Annotated in this window: 12 protein-coding genes; 6 read left to right on the forward strand and 6 right to left on the reverse strand. The window is 71.2% G+C overall.

Translation table 11 applies throughout. The annotated features are described in order from the left end of the window. Positions 1-11: 11 nt before the first annotated feature. Positions 12-518 (reverse strand): flavodoxin domain-containing protein, encoded by a 507-nt coding sequence (locus HHX33_RS22735; protein ID WP_182876392.1) that lies wholly within the window; start codon positions 516-518, stop codon positions 12-14. A 267-nt stretch (positions 519-785) separates the two neighbouring features. Here HHX33_RS22735 and HHX33_RS22740 point away from each other — a divergent pair, with 267 nt between their 5' ends. Then, positions 786-1385 carry a hypothetical protein gene (locus tag HHX33_RS22740; RefSeq protein WP_259402766.1) on the forward strand — a complete coding sequence of 200 codons (600 nt, stop codon included), beginning with the start codon at positions 786-788 and terminating at the stop codon, positions 1383-1385. A gap of 91 nt (positions 1386-1476) precedes the next feature. Next, positions 1477-3204 (forward strand): GAF domain-containing protein, encoded by a 1728-nt coding sequence (locus HHX33_RS22745; RefSeq protein WP_182876393.1) that lies wholly within the window; start codon positions 1477-1479, stop codon positions 3202-3204. 90 nt (positions 3205-3294) lie between these two features. Here HHX33_RS22745 and adhE read toward each other — a convergent pair whose 3' ends face one another. Next, a complete protein-coding gene (gene adhE / locus HHX33_RS22750) occupies positions 3295-5940 on the reverse strand; it encodes a bifunctional acetaldehyde-CoA/alcohol dehydrogenase (protein ID WP_396785439.1) in 2646 nt (881 codons plus the stop codon). 328 nt (positions 5941-6268) lie between these two features. Here adhE and HHX33_RS22755 point away from each other — a divergent pair, with 328 nt between their 5' ends. After that, the gene (locus tag HHX33_RS22755) at positions 6269-7222 is read left to right on the forward strand and encodes an Acg family FMN-binding oxidoreductase (protein ID WP_182876395.1); all 954 of its coding nucleotides are present in this window, start codon (positions 6269-6271) and stop codon (positions 7220-7222) included. A 6-nt stretch (positions 7223-7228) separates the two neighbouring features. On the opposite strand, the gene HHX33_RS22760 is transcribed toward HHX33_RS22755, so the two are convergent. After that, a complete protein-coding gene (locus HHX33_RS22760) occupies positions 7229-8014 on the reverse strand; it encodes an HAD family hydrolase (protein WP_182876396.1) in 786 nt (261 codons plus the stop codon). Positions 8015-8310: 296 nt separating this feature from the next. On the opposite strand from HHX33_RS22760, the gene priA reads away from it, so the two are divergent. The 3 genes from priA to HHX33_RS22775 all read left to right on the forward strand — a co-directional run bounded on the left by priA (position 8311) and on the right by HHX33_RS22775 (position 11171). Continuing rightward, positions 8311-9096 carry a bifunctional 1-(5-phosphoribosyl)-5-((5-phosphoribosylamino)methylideneamino)imidazole-4-carboxamide isomerase/phosphoribosylanthranilate isomerase PriA gene (gene priA, locus HHX33_RS22765; protein ID WP_182876397.1) on the forward strand — a complete coding sequence of 262 codons (786 nt, stop codon included), beginning with the start codon at positions 8311-8313 and terminating at the stop codon, positions 9094-9096. Between the two features lie 203 nt (positions 9097-9299). Further along, complete coding sequence (locus tag HHX33_RS22770; protein ID WP_182876398.1) at positions 9300-10052, forward strand: response regulator transcription factor; 753 nt, start codon at positions 9300-9302, stop codon at positions 10050-10052. Between the two features lie 174 nt (positions 10053-10226). After that, on the forward strand, positions 10227-11171 hold the full coding sequence (locus HHX33_RS22775) for an isopenicillin N synthase family oxygenase (protein WP_182876399.1): 945 nt from the start codon (positions 10227-10229) through the stop codon (positions 11169-11171). Positions 11172-11240: 69 nt separating this feature from the next. Here the strand turns inward: HHX33_RS22775 and HHX33_RS22780 are convergent, their stop codons facing one another. From HHX33_RS22780 to hisG, 3 genes are all read right to left on the reverse strand, one after another. Then, the gene (locus tag HHX33_RS22780; RefSeq protein WP_182876400.1) at positions 11241-12458 is read right to left on the reverse strand and encodes a CynX/NimT family MFS transporter; all 1218 of its coding nucleotides are present in this window, start codon (positions 12456-12458) and stop codon (positions 11241-11243) included. Between the two features lie 75 nt (positions 12459-12533). After that, on the reverse strand, positions 12534-12950 hold the full coding sequence (locus HHX33_RS22785; RefSeq protein WP_182876401.1) for a hypothetical protein: 417 nt from the start codon (positions 12948-12950) through the stop codon (positions 12534-12536). Then, on the reverse strand, positions 12947-13837 hold the full coding sequence (gene hisG, locus HHX33_RS22790) for an ATP phosphoribosyltransferase (protein WP_182876402.1): 891 nt from the start codon (positions 13835-13837) through the stop codon (positions 12947-12949). The genes HHX33_RS22785 and hisG overlap by 4 nt, the downstream gene beginning before the upstream one ends. Between the last annotated feature and the right edge of the window lie 109 nt (positions 13838-13946).

Below are 13946 nucleotides of genomic sequence, written 5' to 3' on the forward strand. Positions count from 1 at the left end.
CTCCGGACCGGTCAGACCTCCGTCCCATGCGTGGTCGCCACGTGCTCGGCGATCTGTCGCGCCCAGGCGCGCACCCGATCCGGGTCGCGGTAGTCGCCTCCGGTCCTTTCGGCGATCTTCGAGGCGAGGAAGCCCTCGGTGTCGCGGGCGAGCCGCCCGCCGAACGTCCGGTGTCCCACCGCGCGGAGAGCCGCCGACGCCCGGGCCGTCTGGGGAACCGGCGGGATCTCCGCCTCGTCCGCGGACCGGTCGAGCGGCCCGCTGCTGAACAGCCAGACCGGCCGTCCCGACAGCGCCGCGGCGTGCCGGCGGGCGAAGCGACGGGCGTCCTTGTGCCAGCGTCCCGCGTACAACGCGCCGCCCAGCACCACCGCGTCGTACGGCGTGACGTCGCGGACCGCACCGGCGTCCGCCACCTCGGCCTCAAGCCCCTGATCGCGCAGGGTGTCGCAGATCCAACCCGCGATGTCCGCGGTCGAGCCTCGCCTGGAGCCATAGGCGACCAGCACCCGTGTCATGGCCGGGCCTCCTTTCTCTTGGGGCTGTCGATCGCAGGCTCCCGCCGGGACGGCCGGGCCGGTAGAGACCCAGGACCCGGCCCGACCAGTCGTAGGGCCCGGCGATCGCGGCAACGTGTCCGGACCGCTTGGGCCGAAAGTCCCACAAGCACGGGACTTCAAGACGACCGAAGCGTGCCGTACGGCTCCTGCGGCACGGCCCGCGATCGCGGTTTGCTTGGGGTGTTGAGAAGAGAGAAGTCGTGAAGACGTTGAAAGGGGCCCGTCATGGCCATCACCGAAGGTCGTAACCGGAGGAACCACAACCTCCACACCACCGCCCCCACCGTCGCGGTCACCGTCCCCGCTCCCCGCGCGCACGGCGAGGCGGTCCCCGCCGGCGCCGGCCCGGTCCGGTACGTGTGGGCCGCCGCCCGGATCGCGATCGGCTGGGTGTTCCTGTGGGCCTTCCTGGACAAGCTGTTCGGCTGGGGCTTCGCCACCCCCGCCGCCAAGGCGTGGATCAATGGCGGCAGCCCGACCACCGGCTTCCTGAAGGGCACCGCCGACAGGACCTTCGGCGGCCTGTTCGGCGCCCTCGCCGGCCAGGCCTGGGTCGACTGGCTGTTCATGACCGGCCTCGCCGGCATCGGCGCCGCCCTCGTCCTCGGCGTGGGCATGCGCGTCGCCGCCACCACCGGCGGGCTCCTCCTGCTGATGATGTGGGCCGCCGAACTCCCGCTGACCACCAACCCCTTCATGGACGAGCACATCGTCTACGCCATCGTCCTCGCGGGCCTCGCCCTGGGCGGAGCCGGCACCACCTTCGGACTCGGCAAGATCTGGGCCGCCACCCCCCTGGTCCGCCGCTTCCCGATCCTCAAGTAGGTCAAGCCTGACCTCATGGTCGACTCAAGTGCCCACCCCTGCTCCCGGGGGTGGGCACTGGCATGTCCGCGATGCGAAACTTCGCACCACGATGGAGAAGGAGCCCACTTCGCTGATCCCCAACATGCGCCTGGACGATCTTCTGGCCGAACTGCAGAGCCGTCTGGAGGCGGTGCTGGCCACCCGGGATCGGGTGCACGCGCTGCTGGAGGCGGTCGTGTCGATCGGCAGCGACCTGGACCTGGAGACGGTGCTGCGCCGCATCGTGGCCACCGCCACCACGCTGGTGGACGCTACGTACGGGGCGATGGGTGTGATCGGCGAGGACAACACGCTCGTCCAGTTCGTTCCGGTGGGGCTGAGTGAGGAGGAGATCGCCCGGATCGAGCACTGGCCGCACGGGCTGGGCCTGCTCGGCCTGTTGATCAAGGAGCCGCGGACGCTGCGCCTGGCGGACATCTCCCAGCACCCCGAGTCGTACGGCTTCCCACCCGGCCATCCGCCGATGGGCAGTTTCCTCGGGGTTCCGGTGCGCGTGCGCGACGAGGTGTTCGGCAACCTCTACCTCACTGAGAAGCGCGGCGGCGGGGACTTCGACGAGGACGACGAGGCGATCGTGGTCGCCCTGGCCACCGCCGCGGGCGTCGCGATCGAGAACGCCCGCCTGTACGAGGAGAGCCGCCGCCGGGAGACCTGGCTACAGGCGTCCTCGGACATCACCACCCGGCTGCTGTCGGGCGGCGAGCCGCAGGAGGTCCTCACACTGATCGCCCGGCGGGCCCGCGAGATGGCCGACGCCGACGCCGTGGCGATCCTGCTTCCCGACGGGGCCCGCGACGTGCTGCGCGTCGCGCTGCGCGATGTCGGGCCGATCGAGGACGGGCCGGGCGCCCGGCTCGCCGACGACGAGGTCGCGGTCCAGGGCTCGCTCGCCGGCCGGGCGTTCCTGGGCGGGGAACCTCTGGCGTTGGACGATCTCGACCATGACCAGGTGCGTCTCGTCTGGGCCGACAACCCGTCGGTGGGACCCACGGCGGCCGTGCCGCTGGGCGCGGCCGGGACCGCACGCGGGGTGCTCGCTCTGGTCAAACGCGCGGGACGGATGCCGTTCAGCCAGTCGGAGCTGCGCACGCTGCACGCGTTCGCCGGACAGGCGGCCGTCGCGCTGGAGCTGGCCGAGGCCCGCAGGGACGCCGAGCGGCTCGGCCTGCTGGAAGATCGCGACCGGATCGCCAAGGACCTGCACGACGTGGTCATCCAGCGGCTGTTCGCCGTCGCGATGACCCTGATGAGCACGGTGCGGCTGGTCGAACGCCCCGAGGCCTCCTCCCGCCTGCAGAGCGCCATCGACGAACTGGACACCACCATCCGGCAGATCCGCTCGACCATCTTCGCCCTGCAGACGCCGCGCGAGGACAGCTCTCCCAGCCTGCGGGCCCAGGTGGTGGACCTGGTCGAGAGCGCCCGCGGGCACCTGGGCTTCATGCCCGGCCTGAGTCTGGAGGGCCGGCTCGACAACGACGTGCCCGCCGAGATCACCGAACACCTGCTCGCCGTCCTGCGCGAAGCCGTGTCGAACCTCGTCCGTCACGCCAGGGCCACCCGCGCCGACGTCGTCGTCCACGCCGGGGACGGCCGGCTGATCCTCGTGGTGGAGGACAACGGCGTCGGCATCCCGGCCGAGGGCCGCCGCAGCGGCCTGCGCAACCTCGCCGACCGCGCCGAACGACTCGGCGGCGCCCTCACCCTCACCTCGCCCGAGGGCGGCGGCGCCCGCCTGGAGTGGACGGTCCCTCTGACGGACGTCAGGAGTGGATGACGCCGGCGGGCGGAAGCGCCGGTCCCCGCGGCCGGCCGCGAGGTGGGCGGCGGGCGCGGGGACCGGGGTGCGGCACCGCATCACGGGTGCCTACTCCGGGGACGGCCCGTAGTAGGCGGCGCGCATCAGCGCCTGCATGTCCTCCAGCATCGGCATCCGGGGGTTGGCCGGCGCGCACTGGTCCTCGTACGCGTTGAGCGCCTGCTGCGGGAGCGCGTCGAGGAACGCCTTCTCGTCGACGCCGATGTCCCGGAACGACCGCTCGATCCCGACCGCGTCGCGCAGGCGCTCGACCGCCGCGGCGAGCGACTCGACCCCCTCGGCCGGGGTGGCCGCGGGCAGGCCCAGCGTCTGGGCGATCTCCTGGAACCGCTCGGGGGCGCGGTAGTCCTCGTACTTGGGCCAGCCCGACAGCTTCGACGGGACGGTGCCGTTGTAGCGGATGACGTGCGGCAGCAGGACGGCGTTCGTGCGCCCGTGGGCCACGTGGAACGTGGCGCCGAGCGTGTGGGACATGGCGTGCACGATCCCGAGGAAGGCGTTGCCGAAGGCCATTCCGGCGATCGTGCCGGCGTTGTGCATCTTCTCCCTGGCCTCCGGGTCGGCCGCGCCGCGGGTCACCGCGCGCTCCAGGTAACGGAAGATGAGCCTGATGGCGTGCAGGGCGGGGCCGTCGGTGAAGTCGCTGGCGTAGACCGACACGTACGCCTCGACGGCGTGGGTGAGGGCGTCGAAGCCGCTGTCGGCGGTGACCACCCGGGGCAGGTCGGCGGCGAGGACCGGGTCCACGATCGCGACGCTCGGGGTGAGCGCGTAGTCGGCCAGCGGATACTTCTTGCCGGTCGCGGTGTCGGTGATCACGGCGAACGGCGTGACCTCCGCGCCCGTGCCCGAGGTGGTCGGCACGCACACGAGGCGGGCGAGCTCACCCAGGGCCGGGAATCGGAACGCACGCTTGCGGACGTCGAAGAACTTCTCCTTCATGTCCGCGAAGACGACCTCGGGATGCTCGTAGCGCAGCCACATGACCTTGGCCGCGTCCATCACCGAGCCGCCGCCGAGAGCGACGATGGTGTCGGGCCGGAACGCGCGCATGACGTCGGCGCCCTTGTCGACGGTCGCCACGCTCGGCTCGGGCTCGACGTCGTCGATGATCTGCAGGGCCACCCGCTCGCCGCGCCGCCGCAGCACGTCGACGATCCGGTCGACGTACCCCAGGCGGGTCATCACGGCGTCGGTCACGATCGTGACGCGGTGCACGTCCGGCATGTCCGCCAGGTAGCGGATCGCGTTCGGCTCGAAGTAGATCTTCGCCGGGACCTTGAACCACTGCATGTTGTTGTTGCGCCGCCCGATCCGCTTGATGTTGACCAGGTTGACCGCGGAGACGTTGTTCGACACCGAGTTGTGCCCGTAGCTGCCGCAGCCCAGGGTCAGCGACGGCAGGAACGCGTTGTACATGTCGCCGATGCCGCCCTGGGAGGCGGGGGCGTTCCAGATGACCCGCACCGCCTTGACCCTGGTGCCGTACTTCTCGGCGAGCGCGGCGTCCTCGGTATGGATGACGGCGCTGTGCCCGAGGCCGTCGAACTCGACCATGCGCTCGGCGAGTATCAGGCCCTCCTCACGGGTGCGGGCCCGCAGCAGGGCGAGCACCGGGCACAGCTTCTCCCTGGTCAGCGGCTCGTTCGGGCCGACCTCATCCACCGGGACGAGGATCAGAGAGGTGTCCGGCGGCACGGCGAAACCGGCCTGCTCGGCGATCCAGTGCGGAGACCGCCCCACCACGTCGGGGTTGAGCCTCGCCTCCGCGCAGGAGGCGCCGCGTGCCGTCACCCCGAACACGAACTCCTCCAGCTTCGCCTTCTCCTCCGGCGTCGCGACGTACGCGTGGAGCCGGGCGAACTCCGCCAGAGCGGCGTCGTGGATCTCCTCGTCGAGGATGACGGCCTGCTCGGAGGCGCAGATCATGCCGTTGTCGAACGTCTTGGACAGCACGATGTCGTGGACGGCCCTGCGCAGCTTGGCCGTCCGCTCGATGTAGGCGGGGACGTTGCCCGCCCCGACGCCCAGGGCCGGCTTGCCCGCCGAGTACGCGGCCCTGACCATGGCGTTCCCGCCGGTGGCGAGGATGACCGACACGCCCTCGTGCCGCATCAGCGCGCCGGTCGCCTCCAGCGACGGCTCTTCGATCCACTGGACGCAGTGCTCGGGCGCGCCGGCCGCGACGGCGGCGTCGCGGACGATCCTCGCCGCCTCGGCGCTGCAGCGCTGGGCCGCCGGGTGGAACGCGAACACGATGGGATTGCGGGTCTTCAGCGCCAGCAGCGCCTTGAAGATCGTGGTCGAGGTCGGGTTGGTGACCGGCGTGACGCCGCAGACCACCCCGACCGGATCGGCGATCTCGACGATGCCGTCGATCTCGTCGCGGGAGACGACGCCGACCGTCTTGAGGCCGGCCATGCTGTGGGTCACGTGCTCGCAGGCGAAGATGTTCTTGACCGCCTTGTCCTCGAACAGGCCGCGGCCGGTCTCCTCGACCGCCAGGCGGGCCAGCGCCGCGTGCCGGTCCAGCGCCGCGACGGACGCCTTCTTGACGATGTGGTCCACCTGCTCCTGGGTGAAGGACTCGTACTCCGTCAGCGCCTTCAGCGCGCCGGTCACCAGCGTGTCGATCGTGGCGTGCACGTCGGCGGGCAGGACGGCTCCGGTCGGGGAGTCGGTCATCTGGATCACCTCATGGGGCTCGGTCGGGCGGCTGTCACTTTCATCCTTGTGCGGCCGCCTCTCCCGGGCCGCCGCACAAGGACCCCGCCTCCCAGGACCAAGGTCATCGGTTCCGGGGCCGCCGCGCGGACTTCCGGGCGCGGGCCCTTCCTCGCAAGAGTGATCGGTCCCTCCGTCCGGCGACGGAAGTCCTCATCCGCCGGCCCTTCAGGCCCTGCAACCGAACCGGCGCGGCGAAAAGACTGTCGGCGTGACCAAGCGGTTGTGGTGGTCATGTGCGGAGAGGTCCCCCACCGAGGCGCCCGAGCGCGTCGCGGACTCCACGAGAAGGTGTGCCATGATGCCTCCCTTCGCCACAGACCTCGCCGTCCGGCGGCTGCTCACCGCCGCCGGGCAGGCGCCCTCGGTGCTCAACACCCAGCCCTGGCGGCTCAGAGCGGTCCGGGGCGAGTTCGCCGAGCTGCTGGCCGACCCCGACCGGCGGCTCCGGGTCAGCGACCCCCGCGGGCGCTCGCTGCACGTGAGCTGCGGCGCCGCCCTGTTCAACCTCCGGCTCGCCCTGCGGACGGCCGGTCACCGGCCGCTGATCTGGCTGCTGCCGAACACCGCGGTGGAACCCCGGCTCCTGGCCGCCGTCCGGGTGTCGCCTCATGAGCCCGCCTCCGCGCGGACTCGGGAGCTGTACGACCGCATCGGCCTGCGCCGGACCAACCGGGAGCCGTTCGGCGAGCGCCCGCTGCCCCGGTACGTGCTCGCCGACCTGCGCCGCGCGGCCGCCTTGGAGGGGGCCGGCCTGGTCCTGCCCGATCCGCGTGCCTCGGCTGATCTGCTGGAGTGCGTCGCCGTCGCCGACGACGAGCTGTCCAAGGACAGCGGCTACCGGGCCGAGCTGCGGGCATGGACGACGGGCGGAGGCCGCTACGACGGCCTGCCGTCCTACGTACAGGGGCCTCGCTGCGCCGACGACCCGGCGCCGGTCCGCGACTTCGGACAGCACGAGGAGCGTGAGCCGGTCCACTTCGAGTCCGGTCCCCGGCTGGCGGTGCTCACCACGGCGGGCGACCGCCCCGTCGACTGGCTGCGCGCCGGCCAGGCGTTGCAACGCCTTTTGCTGACCGCGACCCTCCACGGGGTCTCGGCCTCGTTCCTCAACCAGCCGCTCGACCTGCGCGACATGCGTCATCGCAGCGATCCCCGCCACCGGCGCGGGCACATCCAGATGATCATCCGGCTGGGATACGGCCCCACGGTGCCCCGCGCACCCCGCCGCCCCGTGGCCGAACTGGCGTGACCGCGCCTATCCGGTCAGGCGTTCCAGCCACTTGGCGACGCCGTCGTCGTCGTTGGACGCGGTCACCTCGTCGGCCGAGGCGAGCACCGCCGGATGCGCGTTCGCGACGGCTACCGCCGTGCCCGCCCAGGTCAGCATGGGAAGGTCGTTCGGCATGTCGCCGAAGGCGATCACGTCGCCGAAGGCGAATCCGAGGCTCCCCGCCATCAGCTCCAGGGCGGCCGCCTTGGTGACACCGGCGCGCATCACCTCGCAGAACACGTCCGCCGAGATCGTGACCTCGCAGCCGCCGAGCAGTCCGCGCACGCTTTCGTAGTAGTGGCGGGCGGTCCCGTCCAGCTGCACCATGAGTTTGCCGACGGCGTGCCGGTCGAGTGCCTCCTCCAGGCGCGGCACCCGCCGCGCGGTCCACGACAGGGCCGGAGGCACGTAGAAGGACTCCTCCAGGACCAGCTCCAGCCGGCACTCCGCCCCCAGGCGGACTCCGGGAAACCGATCGCGCAGAACCGCCAGCGCCTCCACGACATGGGCCTCGGTCAGAGGGCGGAAGGCGACCACCTCGTCCCGGACGAAGTCGAAGGTGATGGAGCCGTTCCCGCAGATCGCGATCGGCGTGCCGCCGAGGGCCATGGCCACGTGCCGGGTGTCCCGCACCGGCCGCGCCGTCGCGATGACGAACACGTGCCCCGCGCCGTGCAGGCGGCGCACCGCCAGGCGGGTGCGCTCCGAGACCAGGCCGTGAGAGTCCAGCAGCGTCCCGTCGAGGTCGCACACGATCATCCGGCGCTCCACGCCCTGAAACCTCCTTCACGGTCCGCATGACGCGCACGGGACGCCTCGGCTTTCGTAAGCGTCCCCGCGCCCGGGGACGGCGGCAAGTGAACCATGGAGGTGGCCGAAGGTGTACTTCGCAGAATCGACCGGGCTCGCATAATGAAAGGGTTCGTCCGGCGGACGACGTCGCCCTCGGATCCGGCGCGGACGTGCGCCGTCCTTCCCGTCGGTTCACGACGCGCCGTGGCGGACAGCCGCTTGCCTCCCCCCGGCGGTCGCGGCCGGCCCTGCCGAGACTCCCCCGAGGTGCCCGAATGCCTGCGCAGTGCCTGGAACTGCTTCCCGCCGTCGACATCCGAGACGGCCAGGCCGTACGCCTGGTACGCGGCGTCTCCGGGTCGGAGACCTGGTACGGCGATCCGCTGGACGCGGCGCTCGCCTGGCAGGATGCGGGTGCCGAGTGGGTGCACATCGTCGACCTCGACGCGGCGTTCGGCACCGGGACCAACAGGGAGCGGATCGCGGAGGTGATCGCGGCCCTCGACGTCAAGGTCGAACTGTGCGGCGGCATTCGCGGCGACGAGGCTCTGGCCACGGCGCTCGCCACCGGCTGCGCCCGTGTGGTCCTGGGTACGGGCGCTCTGGAGGGTCCCGAGTGGGTCGCCGACGTCGTCGCCCGGCACGGCGATCGCGTCGCCGTCGAGCTGGACGTCCACGGCACCACCCTGCGGAGCCACGGCTGGACCCGCGACGCCGGCGAGCTCTACGAGACCCTGGCCCGGCTGGACTCGGCGGGATGCGCGCGGTACATCGTCACCGACATCGCCAGGGACGGCACCCTGCGGGGCCCCAACCTGGACCTGCTGAAGAACGTCTGCGCCGCCACCGGCAGACCGGTCGTGGCCTCCGGCGGGGTGTCCAGCCTGGACGACCTCCGTGCCATCGCCTCGCTGGTGCCGCTCGGCGTCGAGGGGGCCGTCGTGGGGAAGGCGCTGTACGCGGGGCGGTTCACCCTGCGGGAAGCACTCGGCTCGGTACGCGGCCGGGATCCGTGGCCCGCCGTATCCCCGATGCCGTCTCCGCGCCGGCCGACCGATTGACGAGACCCTGTTCATTGACTAGCGTCAGCTAGCAGTAAAAAACTATGTAAATCAGGCTAATCCGTATTGTTACGGTTGAACTCTAATCAGAGTTATATATCATCCACGGACGGGCACGGATTCTCGTCCCAACGGCGCCGCACCGCTTCTCCCGGCACGCCCGCGACAACGTCGACCGACGATGTGACAGAGAGGATGAGGCGATGAGCACCGGCGTCGCGAAGGCCGGAAAGCGGATTCCCGACTTCCGGTCCGGCCGGCCGGCCGAGGACCGCGGCGCGCGACGCCCCGCCGTCTCCGTCCTGTGGATCGCCGAGGACGACGTTTCCTATCACGGGATCCCGGTGCTGCTCATGAAGGTGCCGAACGTGTCCGGGATCGCGGTCGGGCGGGACGTCGCCGAGGCCGGGTCGCTGTACGACGCCGAGCGCTTCGACCTGGTGGTGACGCCGCTCGCCGTACTGCCCGAGTTCCTGGAGCGCGTCGCGCTCAGGATTCGCCAGAAGATACTGGTCACGGTGCGGAAGGAGGAGGTGAGGACCGCCTCGTCGGCCATCCAGACGTACGGCGTGGACGGCTGTCTCCTGTGGGACGAGATCAACGTCGCACGGTTGACCGGAACCTTCGAGCAGGTGATCAGCGGCGACGTGCCCGTACCGTCCTCCGTGCCGCGCGGGCCGCTGGCCGCGGGCGAACGCCGCGGGCCGGACCGGAGCGCGCACCCGGCGAGGGTGACGGAACGCGAGCACGCCGTGCTGGCCCTTCTGCTGCAGGGCATGAGCAACAACCAGATCGCCCGGGCCATGGGGATATCCATTCACGGCGTCAAACGCCATGTCTCCAACCTGCTCGTGAAGTTCGGCTGCGCCAACCGCACAGAGGTCGCCCTGGCCGCGCAACGGCTGGGCATGGACGCTCCTTCCCGCGTCCGCCGAACCCGGCGCCGGGCCACCTGAGAACGGTCCTCCGCGTCGGCGGCGCCGTACGGACGGCGATCGCCGCGTCAGGCGCGGCCGTCCGCACATATTCATTCGAAACCCTCGGATAAGCACCATGACCGCGACTCCTTGACCACATCAGTCAAGCCGACAGGACGCCGGAATTCCGGCCGACGAGGAATCGGAGCGACAATGGACGTCACCCCCATGGAACTCAGTGGTCGTGTCCCCAGCATCAGGCTGCACGAACTGGACGCGGATATGCAGTCCGCCGCCGAAGACATCGGGCTCCAATTGACCAAATGGGGCTTCATGGCCGCGGAGGTCCCGGGCATCGGGGAGCGCGTCGAGACGATGATGAACCAGTTCGCGTCGGCCTGCGCGTCCACCGAGCCGAGCCTGGCCGATTACGCGTTCGAGGCCGTGCCGCAGTTGTCCGTCGGCGGCACACACGGATTCTTCCCGTACAACTCGGAGATCCCCCGCCTGGCGAACGGCGTGCCCGACCCCAAGGAGTTCATCCACGTCAGCGGAGCGATGATCTCCGATCAGCCGCCCGGGGCGGGAGACGTCCTGCGCGCCTTCCCGGAGTTCGGGGCCTCCGCCACCGAGGTCTTCGGCATCGCCTTCCGGCTGATCTCGCTCTTCGGTGAGGTCGTCCGCGGGATGATGCCTCCCGGGACGCCCGAGCTCGACCTCTCGCGCGACGCGACGAACCTGCGTGTGATCCACTACAGGGACGTCGGGGACCGCGAGGTGCTGGCGCACGAGCACTCGGGGATCCAGATGCTCGGGCTCCAGCTTCCCCCCTCCGACCAGGGTCTGCAGTACGTCCTGCACGACGGCACCTGGGTCGAGCCGGTGATCGCCAAGAGCGACGTGGTCCTGTGCAACATCGGCCGCATGCTGACGAGCGCCTCCGACGGACGCTTCCGGCCGTCCACGCACCGCGTGCACACCAAGCCCATGCCCCCCGGCTACAAGCGGCTGTCGTCGGTGCTCTTCGCCTATCCGCCGCACAAGGCCCGGCAGTGGAAGATGGTGGACGGCGAAATGACGACGCTGAACGCGACGTGGGGTGACTTCATCAACAACAGGTTCCAGGGCCTGGGTAAGCAGGAGCCACAGGAGGCCTGAGCACCCGAATCCGCCTCGGACGACCGCCCGAGGCGAAGACGGCAGGGAGCAGGACGGCGGCGGCGCCGATCAGCCGGAGGCCGGGCGCCGCGCCGCTCTGCTCACCAGCAGCAGCGCGCCGACGGCCGCGAGCGCCCCGACGGCGATGACCAGCACGAGGGCCTGGAAACCGAACCCGCCGGCCACCAGGCCGAACAGCGGAGGGCCGAGCAGCGACCCGAGGCTGCCCGCCTGGGCGACCACGCCGTTGCCGACGTCGGCGTGGTCGAGGCGCTCCAGGACAAGCGGGAGGGCGGCGAACACGAGCGCCCCCAGAAAACCGTTCTCCAGCGCGATGACCCCCGCGCCCGCCACGGTGGCGGCCAGAGAGGCGCCCGCGGAGTAGGTGAGCCAGGCGGCCGGCACGACCAGCAGCCCGGAGGACGCCATCAGCGCGAGAGGCGCGCCTCGCCGGAACAGGACGCCGACGGCCAGCCCCCCGAGCACGCCGAGCAGAGAGATCACCGAGGTCATGGCGCCCGCGCCGGCGACCGAGCGCCCATGCTGCTCGATGAGGAGCGTGGGCAGGAGTACGACGACCGGGATCGTCACCAGAGCGGTGAGACAGAAGGCCGCGGCGAGCACTGTCGGCCAGGTCAGCGCCCGCGCCCTGGGGACGGGCCCGGCCGGCGTCTGCCGGGCGGACCCGCGCGGCAGACGCATCCAGACGGCCGGGACCATCGCGAACGTCAGTGCGGCGATCAGCCCGATCCAGCCGCGCCAGCCCAGAGCGGAGCCGAGGGCGCCCCCGGCCAGTGTGCTCGCCCCGAGGCCCACCGGCACGAACGTGGCCCAGAGCGACAGGGCCGCGCCCCGGTCCCGCTCCTGCGCGAGACGGAGGATCAGCGCCGGACAGGAGATCGTGACCAGGAGGTATCCGACGCCTTCCGCTATCCGGGCGGCCAGCAGCCAGCCGAAGTCACCCGCCGTCACACTCGCCGCGCTCGCCGCCGCGATGAGGCCGAGGCCGACGACCAGCGATCTCTCCGTGCCGTAACGGCGGATCAGGTACCCGGCGGGCAGCCCGGCGACCGCTCCGACGCCGACGACCGCCGAGATCACCCAGCCCAGTTGCGCCAGCGAAAGGCCGAGCCGCGCCGCCACCTCCGGCCCGACCGAGGAGAACTTGCCGAGGCTCATCGCCGCGACGACCCCGCTGAGGTAGACGACGACGATCGTCCCCCACTGCGAGCGTGGCCGGAGCTGCTCACCCGGCTCGGAGATGCCTGACAGCGGTCGGGGGTTCAAGAGAACCTTCCTTTCGTACGACGCCGGCGGTCCACCGGATCGATCATGAACGCGGTGACGGCCAGGCGCAAACGATCAGCTCTCCGACTCGGGCAGGCGCGCCCGGATGGCCGCGAGCCGCTCACCCGCGAAGGAGAAGCGCACGATCGCGGGTTGCCGGTGCCGGTGGGCGCGCCGGCCGTCCTGGACGTGGATCCACAGCCACGCCGCGTCCAGGTCGAGTGCGACGGGGTCGCGGCCGCACGACGGGTGCGGGGGGACGGCGTAGCGGCTGAGCGGGGTCAGCAGTTCGGCGGGCAGCCCGATGACGTCGATGTCGAGCACGCGGGAGTGGTCGTCCAGGTCGACGGCGAGCAGGGCGCGGGCCACCGCCTGGACGGGGTCGCCGGGGACCTGCCCGGCGAGACGCAGTTCGAGCGCCCCGGAGGACGCGCGCCACCCCGCCTCTCGCGCCGGGACGAGCCGGTCGTCCACGGAACGGATCAGCATCATGCCCGCGCCGTGTCCGAGGCGAGCATGCCGACGCCGGACTCGGTCACGTCGAGCGCTCCCGCGGACAGCAGCGCGCCGATCGTCGCCGGCACGTCCCTCTTCTGCAGCACCCCCTGCAGGACGACGGTGTTCTCGTCGGCCAGGCTCGACCCGGCTCGCCACGAGTCCGCCGGCATGGCGAGGGCCGCCTCGGGCAGGCGTTCCGCCGGGACGCGGACCGTGAGCAGGACGTGGGCGGGCCCGACCCAGGCGGCCCGGAGCAGCCGGGCGACATTCCGGATCACATCGCGTTTGCCCTTGTCCTCGTAGGCGACCGGGTTGGCGATCAGCTGGGCACCGCAGGTCTTGATCGTCTCGATGACCCGCAGGTTGTTCTGCCGGAGCGAATGGCCCGTCTCCACGACGTCCACCATCACGTCCGCCAGTTCCGGGATCTTGGCCTCGGTCACGCCGTAGGACACCACCACCTCGGCCCGCCGCCCCGCGGCCTCCAGGAACCGGCGGCTGGTGTTCGGATACTCGGTGGCCACGCGGACGCCGTCGACGAGGTCCGTCACGCAGGTGGCGGCGTGGTCGGTGGGCACCGCCAGCACCAGACGCCACGGCTTCTCACTGTGCCTGGAGTAGTCGAAGGCCTCCACCACCTCGACCTTGGCGCCGCTCTCCTCCACCCAGTCGGCACCGGTCAGCCCCAGGTCGAACGACCCGCTCTCGATCAGCGACGGGATCTCGCGCGGCTTGTAGAACGCCACCCGCGTCATGTTCCCGTAGTCGATGGTGCCGCGGTAGGAACTCTCCGACGATCGTCGTACGCGGAGCCCCGCGGCCTCGAATAGCTGCAGGGCCCGCCGCTCCAGCGACCCCTTCGGCAGTGCGAGAGAGATCATTACTCCTCCTTGCAGGCGTGATGAGCCGGCACTCGGTACGCATCCGTGCAGGTGATGGTTTCGATCCGCATCGGGTGGCCGGACTCCGCCGGCAGGAGCATCGTCACGG

It is taken from the genome of Microbispora sp. H10670 (assembly GCF_014161385.1).
Taxonomy (GTDB): Bacteria; Actinomycetota; Actinomycetes; order Streptosporangiales; family Streptosporangiaceae; genus Microbispora; species Microbispora triticiradicis.